This is a genomic window from Nostoc commune NIES-4072, assembly GCF_003113895.1.
Lineage (GTDB): Bacteria > Cyanobacteriota > Cyanobacteriia > Cyanobacteriales > Nostocaceae > Nostoc > Nostoc commune.
Genome location: NZ_BDUD01000001.1, coordinates 6717979 through 6736056, shown reverse-complemented (window position 1 = coordinate 6736056; position 18078 = coordinate 6717979). Strand labels below are relative to the sequence as shown.

The window sequence follows — 18078 nt, the reverse complement described above, 5'->3', positions numbered from 1 at the left end:
TAGGGTGGGCAATGCCCACCGATTACTTGAATTGAGAAAGGAAATATTTTTCTTGATTTCACCTCCCATTTCCCTTAACAAAGCAGTATTGGGTATAAACTGCATTGAAGTTACAAGGACACTCAATGGAAGTTTTATTGGCTAATATTAATCATCTTGAAAGTGTTTCAGTACTATTTGATCGGTATCGTATTTTTTATAATCAGCCATCAAACCTTGAAGCTGCCAAAGAGTTTCTCAAAGAACGTTTCAACAATAATGACTCGGTAGTATTTGCAGCTAATGACAATGGAGAATTAGTTGGATTTACTCAGCTTTATCCCGGCTTTTCTTCAGTGGCGATGAAACGGATATGGATATTGAACGATTTGTATGTGGAAGAGCCGTATCGTCGGAAGGGAATTGCAAAGTTATTGATGAGTGTTGCGGAAGAATATGCAAAAGAGAGTGGAGCCGTTCGAGTGATTTTAGCTACTCAAATTTCTAACATAACAGCGCAAAAACTTTATGAAGCGCGAGATTACGTTAAGAATGAAGAGTTTTACCATTATGCTTTACGGTTGCAATAATAGGATGACAACAAACAAACTCAAAGCCTTAGAGGCTGTTTGAAAAGTTTTGAGAGTAGGACTTACGCACACTCTACGAATTCTCGGCGCTCTTGGCGTCTTGGCGGTTCGAGAAATTAAGCTTTTTAGCAATTTTTGCGTAAGTCCTAGAGAGGTCAAATTTTATGCTAATCGCCTCACCATGATCCGGATCATAGCAATGTAGATAAACGTCTCCGATGTTTCGGGCAATAGCTCATAGTCTCTGACCAATCGCCGACACCGCATGACCCAACCGAAAGTGCGCTCTACTACCCAATGTTTTTGAGTAATACGAAGCTTTTGGTTTGTTCTGGTCGCAGTACCATCTGCACAATCCAACAGGAAAAGTCTATCACCCACTGCATGAACAGCGCACCATCAAAGCCGCCATCCACCCAGATGGTTGTCAAACGAGATACCTGCTTGCTAGATTGTTTGACCAATTTGAGAACTTTTTTGCCGGTATGTTTTACTCATGCTGCTCTCTCAGTGGTGTCTATTATCTATTCACAGCTTATACTTAGAGAGTTTTTTTACCACCTCTTTGACTTTTCAAACAACCTCTTATCCCTGGTCTATAGGAATCCGGTTTTATTTGGAGAAAATATACGTAGGATGTGTTAGCACAGAGAGTACGGCATCAAACTCGTGTTCATAGTGCGTTACGAACTCCGTTCTAACACACTCTACAATACTTAATTTCGTTCAAAAATCAAATAGTAATCCTATATATTCCCTACTTTCTCACTTAGATATCGCTCATTTTAGTACAAATATACTATAATAGATATAGCGTCCACAAAGCCTAGTAAAACGTATAACGGCTCTGTGAACACCTTCTGGAAGATGGATTCAAGGGTTAGTTCGATGATGAAGCATTACATTCTCAACCTCAATCCGACTGCCAAGCATGAATGGGATAGGTGTATTTTACGTGACCCGTTGACTGCCAAACGCCCAGACATTGCCAAATTAATTGCTGAAGCGGTTGGTGCTGATACAGGCAGTTATTTAGTGAGCGTAAATATCGAAGTTCAAGTTTTAGAGCAAGCCGCAGTCCCTCAAGCCGAACAACTCTCGCTTTCATTTCCAGAAGTGAGTGTGCCGTCACAAGCACAACTGCGGGAAGCGGCTTGAGCTATAGTGCAGAGTTTAGCAGAAATATAAAGCCTGCATAAGCAGGCTGACTTCGTGTAGCCGCAGACTGAAGTCTGACGGCTAACGGAATCATGAGTAGATTTGAAAAAACGAACCGCCAAGTACGCCCAATACGGTTCGGTTAAAGGGGAAAGGGGAAAGAAAAAACCTTTAACCTAAACCCAATTCCGAGTTAAAAATCCTTTACCCGAGCAGTATTGAATCAGGTAGTTATAATCTGCCAGACAGAAGTTGAGCAATTTGCTGATTAATTATTGCAACATCAAAACGCCGACTAGCAGTAGTCCGGGCATTATTAGCTATAGTTGCAGTTATTTCCGTCTCCTGAAGACAGGTGATAATTATTTGTGCAAGTTCCTGGGGTTCTCCTGGTGTCACTAGAAAACCATTAAGTCCATGTTCTACTAATTCCATTACACCGCCAGCTTTTGCTGCAACTACAGGTTTTGCACATAGCATTGCCTCTACAATCACTCTACCAAAGGGTTCTGCGGAAATAGAGGTATGTGCTACTAAGTCACAAGCTGCCATTAACTGGGGAATATCAGAACGAAATCCTAAAAATTTGACGCGGTTTTCTAATCCTAGTTCAGTAACTTGTTCGTGTAACTGTTGGACATAATCTTGTTCGCCAAATAGTGCATCACCCACTAAAATTGCCGTCACCTCTGACGGACATTTGGCAAGGGCATCAATTAAAATATGCTGCCCTTTCCAAGGTGCAAGACGGCTAAAGTGTCCGACTACAAATTTTCCTTGTAATCCTAACTGTTGCTGTAATTTATTAATGTCAGACTCATCAGTTTGATAGTTTTTTGGTTCAAAGCCGTTATAGACAACTTCGATGATATCTGGGCGTCCTCCCGCTTGTATAAAGGCTGTTTTACTTGCTTGAGAATTGGCAATTACTAATGATGCAAAACGATTAACTAAGTTAACAGCAATGCGAAGATTAGTTTGGCTAAAATGTTCTGTGGAAAGAATATCATGTAAATGATAAACCAAAGGGCGACGGCTGAAGAAACTTGCTAATGCTCCGACAACTAATGCTTTTTGGGTGTTGGCATAGATTAAATCGTATTCACGCGCTATTTTAACTACTTTAGTAATCAAAGGCGCAAGTTGTCCCAGACTCTTTAATCCTTGTAGCAAACTGCTTTCTTTACGAACTTGGATTACTTGAGTTGCAAGAACTTCTACTGGGATATGATTTTGCTGCAATAAATCTTTAAATGGCCCATCTGCAAATAAACCTACCAAAGTGTTATCTCTGTACGGTTTAGCAATATCTATTAAACACAATTCTGCGCCACCTGGTTTACCACTTTGATCTAGAAAAAAAATTCTCATAAAACCTTCTTGTAATACAATATAGTTCAGACGCGATAAATCGCTACAAAGCAATTTTCGCGTCTCTATTTTATTAATTTAATAGAACATTCCGTACTTGTTGGGCGATTTGATTCCAGTCATAGTTTCTGGTAGCGTACTGGCGACAGGCTTCTCGTGAAGGTACGGGGATATTTCGCAATAGTGCTTGTTCTAATTTTTCAGCAATAGCTGAGGCTTCTGTTGAAGTAGTAATTAAATCGGGTGAAAATCCTGATAAAATTTCTGGCATTCCTCCAACTGGGGTACATAAAACAGGAGTACCACACGCTAAAGACTCAATTATTACTAATCCAAATCCTTCAAAAGATTGGCTAGGCATGACAGATAATTCAGCAGCTTGATAAGCTATAGGCAATTGCTCATCAGGTAGAAAACCTAAAAATTTAACGTTGTCGTCTAGTCCTAATTCTGTAGCCTGTTGTTGTAGTGCAGCTTGGATGTGACCACGACCTGCGATCGCAAGCCAAACATCTGGTATTCTGGGCTTAATTATAGCCAGTGCCTGTAATAACTTATCAACTCCGGTTCGATGCACTAAGCGGCGCGATGTAAATAGGATACGGCGATTAGTTGGCCAGCCTAGCTTTGTACAAGCCTCCTGGGGTGATAAATTTGGCTGAAACCAGTTAATATCAACTCCACCAGGAATAATATTAATTTTGCCCCACGGTACTTGATATTTATCATGTAAAATTTTACCAAATGCTTTGCTCAAAACAATGAAGCGATCGCAGCGATTATAAGTGTTTTGTTCTATTAGCCAGTGCTTGATTAAAAGACTAAGGTTTTTATTAACTACCTCTTGCTGACTCTCAGAAGCCCAAGGGCCATGAAAGTTAAAAGTAACTGGGACTCCCTTTGGTAAAATATCTAAAATAGGAAAGCTATATAATGCAAAGTGCAAATTAATAGCATCTGGTTTGCCTACTCTTGTTTTCTGAAAATTAGTGCGAATAGACCATAATCTTTGCCAAATAGCACTGTCAGGACTCGCTAAATTAGTCAACTTAATCGGCGAATTTCTTTCAGCTTCTGGTAAACCGACTCCGCATAATTCAACCTGGTCTTTATTTGCAGATAATTTATGAGTTAATTCATAAATATACCTTTCTAATCCTCCGGGGCTTTTGGGAAACCAGCCCAATCCGAGAGTGAGAATAGATGCAGATGATGAAGCATAATTTTCTGGTTTATTTTCCACTGATATATCTCCTATAAATATATTAAAACAGATGCATTTTTACACGCTCTTACATCTGTATCCAAACCTGAATCAATAAAATTTTCAAATATACATTACCAATAAAAGTTTTTGTATAGAACACCAATTTATAAACTATTTATATGTCAACGTCAACAAGGAATTGAAACTGTGTTTTTAGTAACTAAATAATACTTAGTTAGACATGTAACCTGCCAATCAAGAAAGCTGAATGCTATATATAGAAAGAGAGAAAAGCTGATAAAAAGTAATAAATTTAGAATTATTTTGTATTAGTTTTTACCACTGATATTAAATAACAGGTAAATATTAATACCTGAAATATACTAATTGAAAAATCAAAGAATCAGGTGAGTTTTATAAAGCTTATGTAAAACTTGCTATTAAATGTCATGTCTATACATAGCCTGTATCTTAGCCACTTCAAAATAGTTATATTTTTTGCGGATTACCGAAAAAGTGATTGTATATAAATAATTAAAAGCTTAAAAAGTATATGAAAAATAAATTCCTGGCGCAGTTAATAAAACTCCGTCACCAACTCAACCAGCACCTCAAAAGAATATTTAAAATTCGATATATAAAAAAAACTAAAACTTTCAATTTTTTACTCAGTTTGACTGTTGGACTAATTGTTACTACCCTTGGAATTACAACAGACTGGGCAACAAGTGGAACACGCACGCTTATCTACAAAACCTCATCGATAAGTAATACTATTGACAGCGAAAGACTGGTACAAAACAATACTGAAATACCTATACTTACACACAAAGAAATCTCGATAAGTAATACTATTGCCAGTGAAAATCTGCTAGTACAAAACAATACAGAAACATCCACACCTACCTATAAAACATCGTGGATAGGTAACACGATTGGCAGTGGAAATCTGCGAGTACAAAACAATATTGAGGCAATGTATGTTGCTTCTGATGGCACAGTTTATACTAACAGCCATTGGGATGAAGCGGGAATGGAAGCAGCCATCTATAAGGATGGTAAGGTTATTGGTGCTATTGGGGATACTCACGGCTGGAGTCGTGGTGGTGGCATAGCTGTAACAGCAAATAGTAAATATATTTACATTGCCATGACTCAGGGATCTAAGGGTAAAACTAATGAAGATTACCCAGCAGAAGGAACAGCTTGGCATTGCGTTAGACGCTATGATTTGTCGGGAAAACCTGCGCCTTTTTCTAAAGGGCGTGGTTGGGATAAAAGTATGTTAATTACCAGTACTAAAAATGAAGTCACTGGATTAGCAACTGTGGGAAACGAGTTGTATGTGAGTGATTTTGCTACCAATCAGATTCGTGTCTATGATACTGATACGATGAAAGAACTACGCACTTTTACAGTTGCTAATCCCGGAGCAATAACTATCGATCCACAAAAAAATCTGTGGATTATTCAAAGCAAAAATGGTAGTAAGCCTGCCAAGATTCTTCATTATTCGCCGAGTGGAAAGCAATTACCGCAACAGATTGCAGATATTGTTGAACCAACTGCGATCGCAATTGATCATCAAGGTAAGCTGTTGGTGGCAGAAAATGGGCCGCGTCAGCAAATGTTGATTTATGACATCAAAGATAAGCCGACGCAAGTGGGTAGTTTTGGTTCTAAAGGCGGTATTTATGCAGGAGTTCCTGGTGAAGTTGGAGATTTGAAACTTTATGGACTTACCGGAATTGGTACAGACGCTTCAGGCAATATTTATATAAATAGTAATGGTTTCAACAAATCAGGAACAGATTTGCGGAAATTTTCGCCATCGGGAAAACTAATATGGCGATCGCTAGGATTGATATTCGTCGATAATGCAGATGCCGATCCTAAAACTGATGGTGTAGATTTATTCACCAAACAAGAACACTATCTCATGGATTACAGTAAGGCTGCTGGTAAGCAATGGACTTACAAAGCCTACACCTTAAATCCTTTCAAATATCCTCAAGATCCCCGTCTGCATACATCGCCAGATGGAACCTTTGTTCGCCGCATCCAAGGAAAGCGGTTTCTGTTCCTCACAGATATGTATAATAGCTTTCTGCAAATATATCGTTTCAATCCAGACACAGATGGTAAAGTAGCTATTCCAACCGGAATGTTTGTCGGTAGCAATGGCGCAGATAAACCATTTCTCAAGGGGAATTGGCCACCGAATCAACCAAAACAAGGGGAATGGATCTGGCGCGATCGCAACGGAAATGGCAAATTTGAAAAGAACGAATATGATACCAGCAAAGATTATCCCTATATCGGCGGCTGGTGGGTAGACAGCAAAGGAGATGTTTGGAAAGCTTTGCGAACAGAAGATGGCATTCGACACTATCCTTTACAGGGAATAGATGCTAAAGGCAACCCCATCTACAGCTATAGTTCGATGGAAAAGCAAACTACTCCCAAGATATTTAACGACTTGCGGCGGCTCGAATATTTCCCCCAAACAGATACTATGTACTTGTCAGGCTTTACAGGAGATCACCCTGCATTCGGTGACGATACTGGAGTTGCTGGATCTGAGATTGCCCGTTTTGACAACTGGAGTAAAGGAAATCGTACTCCCCGTTGGCGAATTGTGATTCCCTATGACACCACGGGTAAACGCGAAGTATCTACGGCGGCTATGAGTGTGGCGGGAGACTATGTATTTGCCGTAACAGTCAAAACCGCAGAGGTATATGTCTATAATGCCAAGACAGGAGCGCAAGTACAACAGTTAAAACCAGGCCCAGAAGTTGGCAGCGAAAGTGGCTGGATTGATATACCTTATGGTATCCGCGCTTTTCGTCGTTCAAATGGTGAACATCTGGTATTTGTGGAAGAAAATTGGAAAGGAAAAGTAATTATCTATCGGCTACCAGGGTAAGCGTTTAATATCGTGTGCGCTTAAAAAAGGTTTAGGAAATAGCTATAGCAATCCTATCTGATTTGTAAAAATTTGCGGTGTCCAGATCCACGACTTATCAAATAAATCGAAGAGCTAACTTTTCACGAATAATTTAGGATTCTATAGCCGCCCTAAATCATTTGTGAAAATTCTACATCCCCCCATATTTTTTTACCACAATTGAATAGCTAGTTGATAATCCAAGACTTGTCCATTGTCGCCAACAGCTTCCAGAATCTTGGTTTTCCAGACTTGCAGTTGTGCATCTGATTCTGATAGCAATTGCGCCATTAAGTCTCGGAATGCTTTACCCCTAGCTACCTAAAAGCAGTAAGCGCCGTGCATCGAATGTATTTGGATTAGTTATAGAATATTCATCAATTACCTTATGGAACGCCTTTTAAACTATCTTTTGTTGTTTTTGACTTAGATGCATTGCAATTCCTTTCTCGTAGTAAGCTGCTTCATTAATAAAAATAGGATAAACAGTAAACTCTCCTTCATAGAAAATTTCTTTTCCTTCAAAAGTTATAAACATTGGATCGCCTGGATTCAAAGGTTCATAATCTCTAAACTGAAGGTGGGGGTGAATCATGGCTTTAATCTCCCCGCGTTGGCGCAGCCCGCCGTAGGCATCGCTTCTTGGATAATCGATAGTCCTAATGTATTGATAAAATGTAAGCGTACTGCTTTTCTGCGGAATATTACCTTGGTTGTAAGCTTCAAAATAATCTAGAATTCCGTAGATAAGTTGTTCTGTTTGCTGAAATAATTCGGCATTTAAGATATTTTGAGCCACAGCACCAACTTCTATAACAAAACCCAATTCGCACAAAGAACGGAGAAAACCACCTTCTCTAGATTGTTGATTAACAAAAACCTTTACCATCGGATTTGTAGAACTCAAATAAGCGCCTAACCGGAGTAAAAAAGGATGCATGTCACAAAAAATCAGACTTAACCCCATGTTGGCAGTTGTGCTATGCAAATCAACTATTACATCTACAGAGGGCTGATTTTGCGGTTGCAATATCTGTTGAATTGCTTTTGCCCGTGTATCTTCATAACTTGAGAGTTGAGGATTTTGTAAGCCTTGATTAGTGAAGCAACGATTTAAATCTTTGTCAATGTATCGTTTGCCTTCTTCAATAGCTTTGAGATTACCAAGTAATGCCAGAGTTTCAAAACTTGCTCTGTGGATTAAATTTGGATACTGCTGAAACTTTTTGACAAGATGTACTCCTGTTAACTCATTACCGTGGTTTCCTCCAACGATCGCAACTCGTTCAATCTGACTCATAACAACCTCATCTCTAAAAAATTACCCTACGGTTATTGAGAATGGTGCAAGATACAAGATAGAAGTATACCTGCTGCTGACTAAATCTTGTAAAAGGCTGACGCGATGTCTACGACGGGCTACGCCTACGCCCATATTAGAGCCAAAATGTGATAACTGTTAAGCTGTTGGTTTTAGTACAAAAGGGGAGGAAATTTATGGAGTATAATTTTCAAGCGCTCGCTGAACTTTACAAAAACGCTCTCCTCAACGACGTACTCCTCTTTTGGGAAAAATATTCTCTCGATTGGGAGCAAGGCGGCTATTTTACCTGTCTTGATCGCTACGGCAAAATTTATGATACCGACAAATTCATTTGGCTGCAAAACCGCCAGGTGTGGACTTTTTCCATGCTTTACAACCAGCTAGAAAAACGCGAAAACTGGTTAAAAATTGCTAGCAATGGCGCTAATTTTCTCGCCCAACATGGCAGAGATGGTGATGGTAACTGGTACTTTGCTCTCACTCGTGAAGGGAAACCACTGGTTGAGCCTTACAATATCTTTTCTGACTGCTTTGCAGCAATGGCATTTAGTAAATATGCACTCGCTGGCGGCGAAGAATGGGCAAAGGATGTGGCGATGCAGGCTTATGATAACGTATTACGCCGCAAGGACAACCCCAAGGGCAAATATAATAAAACCTATCCCGGCACACGCCCGATGAAATCGTTGGCTGTACCAATGATTTTAGCTAACCTGACTTTAGAAATGGAATGGTTGCTACCAAAGGAAACGTTAGAGAATGTCCTAGCTGAGACTGTCCGGGAAGTGATGGCCGATTTTCTCGACCAAGAACGGGGACTAATGTACGAAAACGTTACCCCTGACGGTTCCCACATAGATTCTTTTGAGGGACGGCTGATTAATCCAGGTCACGGTATCGAAGCTATGTGGTTCATCATGGATATCGCGCGTCGCCAAAACGACACTAAAACAATTAACAAAGCTGTTGATGTCGTGCTAAACATCCTGAATTTTGCTTGGGATAGCGACTACGGCGGATTGTATTACTTTATGGATGCAGATGGTCATCCTCCACAACAATTGGAATGGGATCAAAAGCTGTGGTGGGTTCACCTAGAGTCTTTAGTTGCATTAGCAATGGGTTATCGCTTGAGTGGGCGTGAGGTATGTTGGAAATGGTATCAAAAGATGCACGATTACACTTGGTCACACTTTGCTGATTCAGAATACGGTGAATGGTTTGGCTATCTCAATCGGCGGGGAGAAGTATTGTTGAACCTTAAAGGTGGCAAATGGAAAGGATGTTTTCACGTACCGCGTGCATTGTACCAATGCTTACAGCAATTTGAGGCATTGTGATGCCTGCGGCAGTAAACAACGCAGTCAGTTTAATCTTCAGGGAAAACGCATCTGATTTTTTATGCTCAAAGAATTATTTGACATAGACTATAGAACCGATCCACACTGGATAGTCAAGTCATACTTTAATGCAATAGCGGGTATCTCTTTCCCTTATGCAATCAATACTCTTCTTAAAGGTATTGGATATTGTAATTGCACGAGGAAGAGATGAAGATTATCTTGCTCATCATCCGTATCCCGAAGATATTTTGTTGGTTATTGAAATTTCAGATAAAACAATAGATTACGATCAAACAACCAAGTTGTCTTTGTATGCAGAAGCCGGAATTTATCATTACTGGATTGTGAATTTACCGGCTCGTCAACTTGAGCATCACAGCCAGCCATATCAAAATGCTCAAAGTAAGTTTAGCTATCTCAGCAAGCAGATTTTTCTATCTAACTAACCCAAGTTGCTAGTTACTCTTATGGGCGATCGCTTTGGGACAGTAAAGCAATAAAATGCCCTCCAAGAAGAGAAAATTAGGAGGGCTAAATGCTAAACGAAATAATTTCCATATATGCTATCATAGACGACCTGTTAAAGGCGATTGGGCATAATGAAGATTGTCGTCGAGAGATGAATGACGCAGAAATTATTACAACGGCAATAACATCGGCGATGTTCTTTAATGGTAATCATAGTAAGGCTTGTACCTATATGAAAGAACATAAGTTGATATCTAATATGTTAGAAAAGTCACGATTTAACCGGAGATTACACAGTGTCTCAATGTTAATCAACGACTTGTTTCATCAAGTGGGAATGGCACTGAAGGAAATTAGTGATTCCACTGAATATCTTTTAGACTCGTTCCCAGTGCCCATCTGCGATAACATCCGTATCTTTAATGTAAAAATAATACAGTCGGCGCAGTATAGAGGTTACATCGCATCGAAAAAACGATATTTTTACGGGGTTCGAGTTCAGTTATTAACAACCAAAAATGGTATTCCTGTCGAATTTGTGTTTATGCCTGGTAGTGCCAACGATGTACGTGCTTTAAATGCCTTACCCTTGAATCTACCACCTGGTAGTGAAATTTATGGTGATTCAGCTTACACCGACTACACGATTGAGGATGACTTGGAACAAACAAGTCACATTTCTTTAAAAGTCATGAGGAAAAAGAACTCCAAGCGTCAAGACCAGCCTTGGAATCAATATATTAAACAACATACTCGGCATTATATCGAAACTGTGTTTAGTAGTATCACTTGTGTTTTTCCAAAATCAATACATGCAGTCACTTATCAAGGGTTTTTACTTAAGCTACAAGCATTCATTTTTTCTTTTACTCTTCAACAAGCTTTTATTGAATAAGTAATTTATACAACTAATAGGCATTTAAGTAGCTGAATGCTGGCAACAATGGCATCGGCACGTTGGCGCTAGGCACCAACTTTGTTGTACGCGATCGCATGAATTGAGTGATAACAAGTGCATATCAGTCGATAACCAGCAACTTGGGTTAACTAGTCAGTAGCGATTCCTGGATTTGAAGATGCATTATTAGACTTGAGCCGATTGTTTCCAGAGAGTACAGTCGCTCCCGTGGTTGGATACGATTGAACTTGGTTAGCCCTACCCCACACCATACCCTGTATATTCTCTGGCATAGACAGGCTGCAAGCCCAATACAATATCTTGTTTTAGTACACCCATTGCTACCAATTCATCAGCAATCAACTTATCAGTTTGGTTACGTTGAATCCAAATTTTATGGCTCTTAATGTCTAAATGCATCACGCAATTATAAATGCGGTGATGTTTATCCCATCCCAAATCAACAATTTGATAATGGTCGTGTTCTGTATCAAAAAGTATTTGCGTCTCAATTTCGCCGTTTATAGGTCTAACATCGCCGTATTCAGTCAATAGTTTTTGAATACACTGACGATAAAATGCTAGTTTATCCATTTAACTATCACCTCATCCACTGGATCATATACAATCAACTTTATTCGGTATTGCTGCACTGATGCTTGGGGTAAATCACGTTGGAAAAACGATTCATAAGCGGCAATTGGCACTGCTAAGTATAATATGCGTTCTCTTTCACTAGCTTCTAAAACTAAACGGTAGTTCAAAAATTGCCCCAGTGCCAGATGAAAATCAAACAATGCTGAGTCACTCAAAAAACTTTTAATTTCAACCGCAATCTTTTCTCCTGCTTTTTCAGCCGCTAAGAGTCTTTCTGCACCTAAATCTATTCTAACTTCATCATCCTTGCCAAACTCGATCCTTAATGGGTCATGTGTAATTATCCACTGCTCTTTCTGAAGACCCTTCTTGACTGCTTCATGGAATAAGTCTTTGGCCGACATTTCTTTCACTCACACACTTTTTTACCTGATTTTAAATCAATACGCTTGGCTTTGTGGAAAATTGTAGGTTGGGTTGAGGCAATGCGTTACCCAACATTTTGCGCTTCGTAGAGTAATTTGCTTGTTCTTCTAGTTCAGTGTCTTCATCATTAATCACAAACTAAATTCTGCTGCGCCATCCTCATCCACATCTGCGTCTTTACCCATAGCAGTAGGTTTAAATTTAGAGCCATGAATTAATTCACCAAACGCAATTCCTGGATTTTGGTGAAGAATATTCAGCACACTCATAAAATCTCGCACAATTTCCCCTGGTGTCAGTAATGCTTCTGCACCCAAGCGATTAATAATTTCTTGCACAAACTCTTTCAACTCACGATTTGTCAAAGTCTGTTCATAGCCAAAATTGAGTGCATGAATTTCAGCTAAACGTTGCAGAAGCGTCAAAATTTCTGCTTCACTCAACGGATTTAGCCGAATCACTGGGCCTAAATGTTCCTGAACATTAGCTTGTGCAACAAAACGGCTTTCTTTTGTGCGTCTTTGCCAAGCTTGGTCTGCAAAAAGTCCTCGTTTGGGGTCTTCTAAAAACTTGGTTGTTCCACCAACGACAATGCCAAGATGTTCTGCTTTACATTGCATGGTGTCGTTAAACATTGCCAGGAGTCGATTATAATTCTTTTCCCGCGTGACTGTAGTAGATATTTGATATAAATGTACAGCTTCATCAACTAAAATTAACAGTCCTTTATAGCCAATTTCAGCGACAAATTTCGCAAACAATTTTATATAGTCATACCAACTATCATCATCAATAATAACGCGCACTCCTAAAGCTGCTTTTGCCTCAACTTTAGTAGTAAATTCTCCGCGCAACCAGCGCATTGCCGCATTTTTTAAATTATCATCATCCAATCGGTAGCCACGCCAATAAGCAATAATCACGCTACCAAAATCAAAACCGTGAACTAAGCCTTCAATATACTGAACTACTTCCCTAATTTTCGATTCAACTTGGTCATCAAAACCATCGTCATTCGGACGCATTTCCGTTTCTTTAACCACTTCTTGTTGAATTTTATTAATCCATCCTTCTAAAATCGAGACTAAAGCACCACCATCAGGACGAGTTTTTGTAGCTAGGTGGCTCATTAATTCTCGATAGGTAGCTACACCTTCATTGCTGCTTCCAGCTAATCGGCGTTCAGGGGATAAATCAGCATCAGCTACTACAAAACCTTGCTCCATAGCCCGGTTACGTATTAGTTGCAATAAAAAACTTTTACCAGAACCGTAGTTACCAATTATGAAGCGAAATGCTGCTACACCTTCTCCAATATCATCAAGATTTTGTAATAGGCTTTTGAGTTCTTTTTCTCGGCCTACTGCTATATATTCAACTCCCACTCTTGGTACTACCCCAGCACCAAGGGAATTGATTAAAGCAGTGGAGATTTTTTTCGAGATTTTGAGCTTTGCCATGTATTACACTTCACTTTATTCTAAACACAGAAGCACACAGTAAGTTAGCTAATACCAATTTAATGTGAAGCTGCACTAAATAAGTAACTCTCTATTCTTGGCGTTCTTGGCGTTCTTGGCGGTTCGTTTAATATTCTATGCATCTTCATAGAGAATTGGTATAAGGTACATACTCACCTTACTACTAATCTGACGACGGCAATAATAATTTAATTTGACGAAGCATGTCTAGCTATTCGGTCTTCATACATTGCAATTATTCTTTTGACATGCGTCATATATTCAGGGTAAACTTCTGGAATTTCTGAATTTGAATCAATTATTAATTCACCAATAGTATCATTTGCTCGTTCATTTATAGAATCGATTAACAAATTTGGCATAGTAATGTTTGCTTCAGCAATTTTTTTAATAGCAGTATTAGGATTATCTTGTTCAACTATAGCTTTTAATACTTCTAGTTCGTATACTGGGAGATTTTCTAAAAAATTAGTCCATTCTTCAGGTAAACTTTCTGATGTATCAGCTTCTGAATTGTTGATGATTGCTGTAGTTTCGATTATCTCAGAAAACGGAAACAATTCATTATCATCTTCATGGGAATTATCAGACAAATGTTCTGAATTGAATGTTTCTGTTTGTTGTAGTAATTCCCATACTTGATTTTGTAAGGAATCTCGTTCTTCTTGCAATAATGAAACTTGCTCTTGCAACTGCTGTAATTCAGCTTTATGTTCTGCGATTTGGGTTCGTGAAGAATCTAGGATAGCTTGGATATTTTCTCTTTCGGCTTTTGCCGCTACTAACAATTGATTTTTTTGGGTTGTCTCAACTTCTAGCTCTTGAATTGCAATTCGCAATTCGTATAATTTTTCTTCTAATTGGGGTTTGAGTCTGCCTAAAAGAGTTAAATTACTTTCAATTTCTTGTTTTTCTTGCTGGAGTTCAGAAATTTGACTTTGCAAATGGGTGATTTCACTACGAGATGCATTACAATTCGACTCTAGACGGCGCTTTTCTGCTGTGAGGACGGAAAAAGCATTGTTCAATTCTGTTATATTTTTCTGCAAGTTATTAACTTCAGTTTGCAGGCTATTAATTTCAGTTTCTAATTGCTTTTTCTGTCCGGTAAATGTTCTTAATTCTCGATGTAAACTCTCTCTTTGGTTACGGCTTTCTGTTACTTGATTTTGCAGTTGTTGTGACTCTGCATATAATAAATTATGATGTTCTTCGATTTGATTAATTTCTCTGACTACACGAGCCTTTAAACCCTCCATTTCTTTAATTCGTTTGTGGATAGAACCTAAAATAAACATTTCATAATTTCTGCGTCGCTTATCTACAAACAATGCTGTTGCATAGATAGTAACGGCTGTAATTAAACCTGTGAGAAAGGCTTTATTAAAATCCCAGTTTGGGACGAGGCTAAGACCAAAACTCACACTAAAGGCAACTATCCCTAGTATAAATCGATTGCTGATCATTACTGATTGCATATTGCTGGTTTTTAGCGTAGTTAAATTATCAGAAAAAGTAGCTCTCATAGTAATTAGTAATTTGTTATTAAAATACACATAGGAAAATGCTTAATATTAATTGCTGGGTGCATTGTTCTTTGTACCAAAAAGTCTTAAATCTGCTTTTAAAAAATCTACAAACTGCCGTGCTGTGCGTCCAGAACGACCGTTGTGGCGAGTTGCCCATTGTAATGCTTGAAATTCTAAATCTTCTTGGGTAATATTAATTTCAGCTTGCTTGGCTAGATGTTGTACAATTTTTAAATAAGTTTTTTGATCGGCTGGTTCAAAGGTCAAGGTTAAACCAAAGCGATCGCTAAACGAAAGCTTCTCCTGCATCGTATCCCAAGCATGGATTTCTTCGTTATCCTTAGGAGTAGGTCTATCCACAAAAAACTCCCGAATTAGGTGGCGGCGATTGGAAGTAGCATACACAACTACATTTTGTGGTCGTGCGGTTAAATTACCTTCTAAAACTACCTTGAGCGCTTTAAAGGCATCATCATCTTCTTCAAAGGAAAGATCATCAACAAAGATGATAAATTTTTGTGACACTCCTCGTAAATGTTCCACGATTTTTGGTAAGTCTTTTAAATCAGATTTTGCCACTTCCAATAAGCGGAGGCTGCGATTACTATATTCATTCAACAAAGATTTTACTAAAGAAGATTTGCCAGAACCCCGACTACCGTAAAGTAATACATGCAGTGCCATCTCTCCTGATAATAAAAACTCTGTATTTTTCAGCAAAGCATCTTTTTGAGACTCATAACCTACAAGCGCACTCAGCTTAATTGGATCAGAATACCGAATACCGATAAACTGCCCAGCTTGCCAACGTAAAGCGCGATATTCTGCAAATAAACCAGAGCCACATTGCCGATAATAAGCCGCTAACTCTTCTACAGCATCACCCCAATTATCTAACTCTTGTAGATATGTAGCGAATGTCTCTCCTCCTACCAATTCTTGCTCTTTATACCACACTACTGGCGAAATCGGCATGTGCGCCACGCCTTGTATCCACTCACTTAAAGAAGCGCTGCTACATTCATAGAGACTTTGCAATACTTGTAAATCATGCCGAACTGCTGCGACTATTGCTGGGGGTAAATCCTCGAATTCTTGCACTTGGGCCAGCTTTGTAAAAGGATTATCAGAGAAGAGAATTTGAGTAATTAAATAGTCTTCCCAATTTTGATTTTTAGCAGCCAAAGCGTGGAAGTAACTACCGTAGGCTTGCAGACAACCCCGGGCATCGGCATCAGTGTAACGTATAGCTTGCAACAGTTCCAGAAATGCCATCCCCACTTCGCCTTGCAGAACAGACTGGTACAGTAAAAGTGAGGCTGCTTGGCGCTGGAGATATTGAACCTTTGTATATGAGGAAGTACTTGCTATTGGCATCGCTTGATTATCCATCAATTAACTGTGTGGTATAGCTAAATAGCTATGGTAAATTGTCTGCTGACACTGGCAGTAAAGTCAAAGTCTACATAGGTTGTAACAATGAATTTAAGTATAATTGCTGCTTTTGCCTACGGCATATTAGCGATCGCTGGTGGCATTATGGGCTATATTCAGGCTAGAAGTAAGGTTTCACTTTTAAGTGGTAGCATTAGCGGTTTATTACTATTGCTAGCGGCTTACTTTCAACTTCAGGGGCAAAGCTGGGGGTCGATTTTAGCGGTGATAGTTACTGGTGTTTTGGTAGTTGTTTTTGCAGTTCGACTGGCTAAAACACGCAAGTTTATGCCGGCGGGATTGATGACGATTTTGGGTATATTGGCTTTGGGGGTGATGGTGAGGAATTGAGGGGGGAATTGAGGGGGGAAATTTAAACGCAGAGGAACGCAAAGGGAAGCGCGGAGGTACGCAAAGTTGTGGTTAGCGCAAAATTTGGTCAATCATTCGGTTGGCTTGGGAAGAATAACTGCTGCCAAATAAATTGAAGTGATTCAAAATGTGATAGAGGTTATAGAGGGTTTTTCTTTGCTCATAGCCTGGATCTAGGGGAAAGACTTTGTTATAACCTTGGTAAAATGCTGCGGGGAATCCACCAAATAATTCTGTCATGGCAATATCAACTTCGCGATCGCCAAAATAAGTTGCAGGATCAAAAATTACTGGTTCTCCTGAGTTAGTACACCCAGCATTTCCGCCCCATAAATCGCCATGTACTAAAGAAGGTTGCACCTGATGCGCCATTAGTTCAGGGATTGCTGCTAGTAATTTTTCTGAAGAGGGGAAATTTCCTCCCTTTCGCCTTGCCAATTGAAATTGATAACCCAGGCGATGTTTAATATAAAATTCTGTCCACTCTGCTGTCCAAGTATTGATTTGGGGTGTGGAACCAATGGTATTGTTAATTTCCCAACCAAAACCTTGGCTACTGCTAGCTTTGTGCATCGCCGCCAACTTGCGCCCCATCTCTTCCCAGGAATTGCTGTTACCGTTACCGAGTTCTAACCATTCCAGCACGATGTAGCTAGAATTGTCAGCTACACCCCAACAAATAGGTTTGGGGACGCGAATACTAGCTGTTGCTAGCATTTCCTTTAAACCCATTGCCTCAGCCTCAAACATCGCAGCTTGGGATGCTTGGTTAATCTTAAGGAAGTAGGTTATCTCACCATTAGAAATAGCATAACCTTGGTTGATGCATCCGCCACCAACCGATCGCCGTTGCTGACTCTGAAATTTTTCGCCAGTCACCTGGGTAATTTGAGCATCGATTTTAGTCCACATGATTAAATTGGGGAGTGGGGATGAGGGAGCAGGGGGAGC

Annotated in this window: 16 protein-coding genes and 2 pseudogenes; 7 read left to right on the top strand and 11 right to left on the bottom strand. The window is 39.5% G+C overall.

Annotated features, from left to right (window positions below; translation table 11 throughout):
- The first annotated feature begins 125 nt into the window (after positions 1-125).
- Complete coding sequence (locus CDC33_RS30185; protein ID WP_109012049.1) at positions 126-569, top strand: GNAT family N-acetyltransferase; 444 nt, start codon at positions 126-128, stop codon at positions 567-569.
- 162 nt (positions 570-731) lie between these two features.
- Here the strand turns inward: CDC33_RS30185 and CDC33_RS40715 are convergent.
- Positions 732-872 (bottom strand): annotated as a pseudogene (locus CDC33_RS40715) (transposase); the annotation flags it as partial.
- Positions 860-1000, bottom strand: a complete 141-nt coding sequence (locus CDC33_RS40710; RefSeq protein ID WP_244919443.1) for a hypothetical protein — start codon at positions 998-1000, stop codon at positions 860-862. The gene CDC33_RS40710 and the pseudogene CDC33_RS40715, both read right to left, overlap by 13 nt.
- A gap of 457 nt (positions 1001-1457) precedes the next feature.
- Here CDC33_RS40710 and CDC33_RS30175 point away from each other — a divergent pair, with 457 nt between their 5' ends.
- Positions 1458-1727, top strand: a complete 270-nt coding sequence (locus CDC33_RS30175; RefSeq protein WP_109012048.1) for a hypothetical protein — start codon at positions 1458-1460, stop codon at positions 1725-1727.
- Between the two features lie 231 nt (positions 1728-1958).
- On the opposite strand, the gene CDC33_RS30170 is transcribed toward CDC33_RS30175, so the two are convergent.
- Entirely contained in the window at positions 1959-3098 is a 1140-nt protein-coding gene (locus CDC33_RS30170) for a glycosyltransferase (protein WP_109012047.1), read from the bottom strand.
- Positions 3099-3171: 73 nt separating this feature from the next.
- A complete protein-coding gene (locus tag CDC33_RS30165) occupies positions 3172-4341 on the bottom strand; it encodes a glycosyltransferase family 4 protein (RefSeq protein WP_109012046.1) in 1170 nt (389 codons plus the stop codon).
- Positions 4342-4858: 517 nt separating this feature from the next.
- Here CDC33_RS30165 and CDC33_RS30160 point away from each other — a divergent pair.
- Entirely contained in the window at positions 4859-7234 is a 2376-nt protein-coding gene (locus CDC33_RS30160; protein WP_109012045.1) for an NHL repeat-containing protein, read from the top strand.
- A gap of 421 nt (positions 7235-7655) precedes the next feature.
- Here CDC33_RS30160 and CDC33_RS30155 read toward each other — a convergent pair whose 3' ends face one another.
- Entirely contained in the window at positions 7656-8555 is a 900-nt protein-coding gene (locus tag CDC33_RS30155; protein WP_109012044.1) for an aspartoacylase, read from the bottom strand.
- 197 nt (positions 8556-8752) lie between these two features.
- On the opposite strand from CDC33_RS30155, the gene CDC33_RS30150 reads away from it, so the two are divergent.
- From CDC33_RS30150 to CDC33_RS30140, 3 genes and pseudogenes are all read left to right on the top strand, one after another.
- On the top strand, positions 8753-9919 hold the full coding sequence (locus CDC33_RS30150) for a n-acyl-d-glucosamine 2-epimerase (protein WP_109012043.1): 1167 nt from the start codon (positions 8753-8755) through the stop codon (positions 9917-9919).
- Between the two features lie 185 nt (positions 9920-10104).
- A pseudogene (locus CDC33_RS30145) lies at positions 10105-10368 on the top strand (Uma2 family endonuclease); the annotation flags it as partial.
- Positions 10369-10457: 89 nt separating this feature from the next.
- On the top strand, positions 10458-11285 hold the full coding sequence (locus tag CDC33_RS30140; RefSeq protein WP_109006873.1) for an IS982 family transposase: 828 nt from the start codon (positions 10458-10460) through the stop codon (positions 11283-11285).
- 261 nt (positions 11286-11546) lie between these two features.
- Here CDC33_RS30140 and CDC33_RS30135 read toward each other — a convergent pair whose 3' ends face one another.
- The 5 genes from CDC33_RS30135 to CDC33_RS30115 form a co-directional block, all read right to left on the bottom strand.
- Positions 11547-11882: a XisI protein gene (locus CDC33_RS30135; RefSeq protein WP_109012042.1), complete on the bottom strand. Its 336-nt coding sequence runs from the start codon at positions 11880-11882 to the stop codon at positions 11547-11549.
- Positions 11870-12289 carry a XisH family protein gene (locus CDC33_RS30130; RefSeq protein ID WP_109012041.1) on the bottom strand — a complete coding sequence of 140 codons (420 nt, stop codon included), beginning with the start codon at positions 12287-12289 and terminating at the stop codon, positions 11870-11872. Before CDC33_RS30130 ends, CDC33_RS30135 begins: the two co-directional genes overlap by 13 nt.
- Positions 12290-12442: 153 nt before the next feature.
- The gene (locus CDC33_RS30125; protein WP_109012040.1) at positions 12443-13771 is read right to left on the bottom strand and encodes an ATP-binding protein; all 1329 of its coding nucleotides are present in this window, start codon (positions 13769-13771) and stop codon (positions 12443-12445) included.
- Positions 13772-13980: 209 nt separating this feature from the next.
- Positions 13981-15270: a tellurite resistance TerB C-terminal domain-containing protein gene (locus tag CDC33_RS30120; RefSeq protein WP_181374244.1), complete on the bottom strand. Its 1290-nt coding sequence runs from the start codon at positions 15268-15270 to the stop codon at positions 13981-13983.
- Positions 15271-15366: 96 nt separating this feature from the next.
- Positions 15367-16713, bottom strand: a complete 1347-nt coding sequence (locus tag CDC33_RS30115) for an ATP-binding protein (protein WP_109012038.1) — start codon at positions 16711-16713, stop codon at positions 15367-15369.
- Between the two features lie 87 nt (positions 16714-16800).
- On the opposite strand from CDC33_RS30115, the gene CDC33_RS30110 reads away from it, so the two are divergent.
- Positions 16801-17106: a TMEM14 family protein gene (locus CDC33_RS30110; RefSeq protein WP_109012037.1), complete on the top strand. Its 306-nt coding sequence runs from the start codon at positions 16801-16803 to the stop codon at positions 17104-17106.
- A gap of 72 nt (positions 17107-17178) precedes the next feature.
- Here the strand turns inward: CDC33_RS30110 and CDC33_RS30105 are convergent, their stop codons facing one another.
- Complete coding sequence (locus tag CDC33_RS30105) at positions 17179-18039, bottom strand: fructosamine kinase family protein (protein ID WP_109012036.1); 861 nt, start codon at positions 18037-18039, stop codon at positions 17179-17181.
- Positions 18040-18078: the final 39 nt, after the last annotated feature.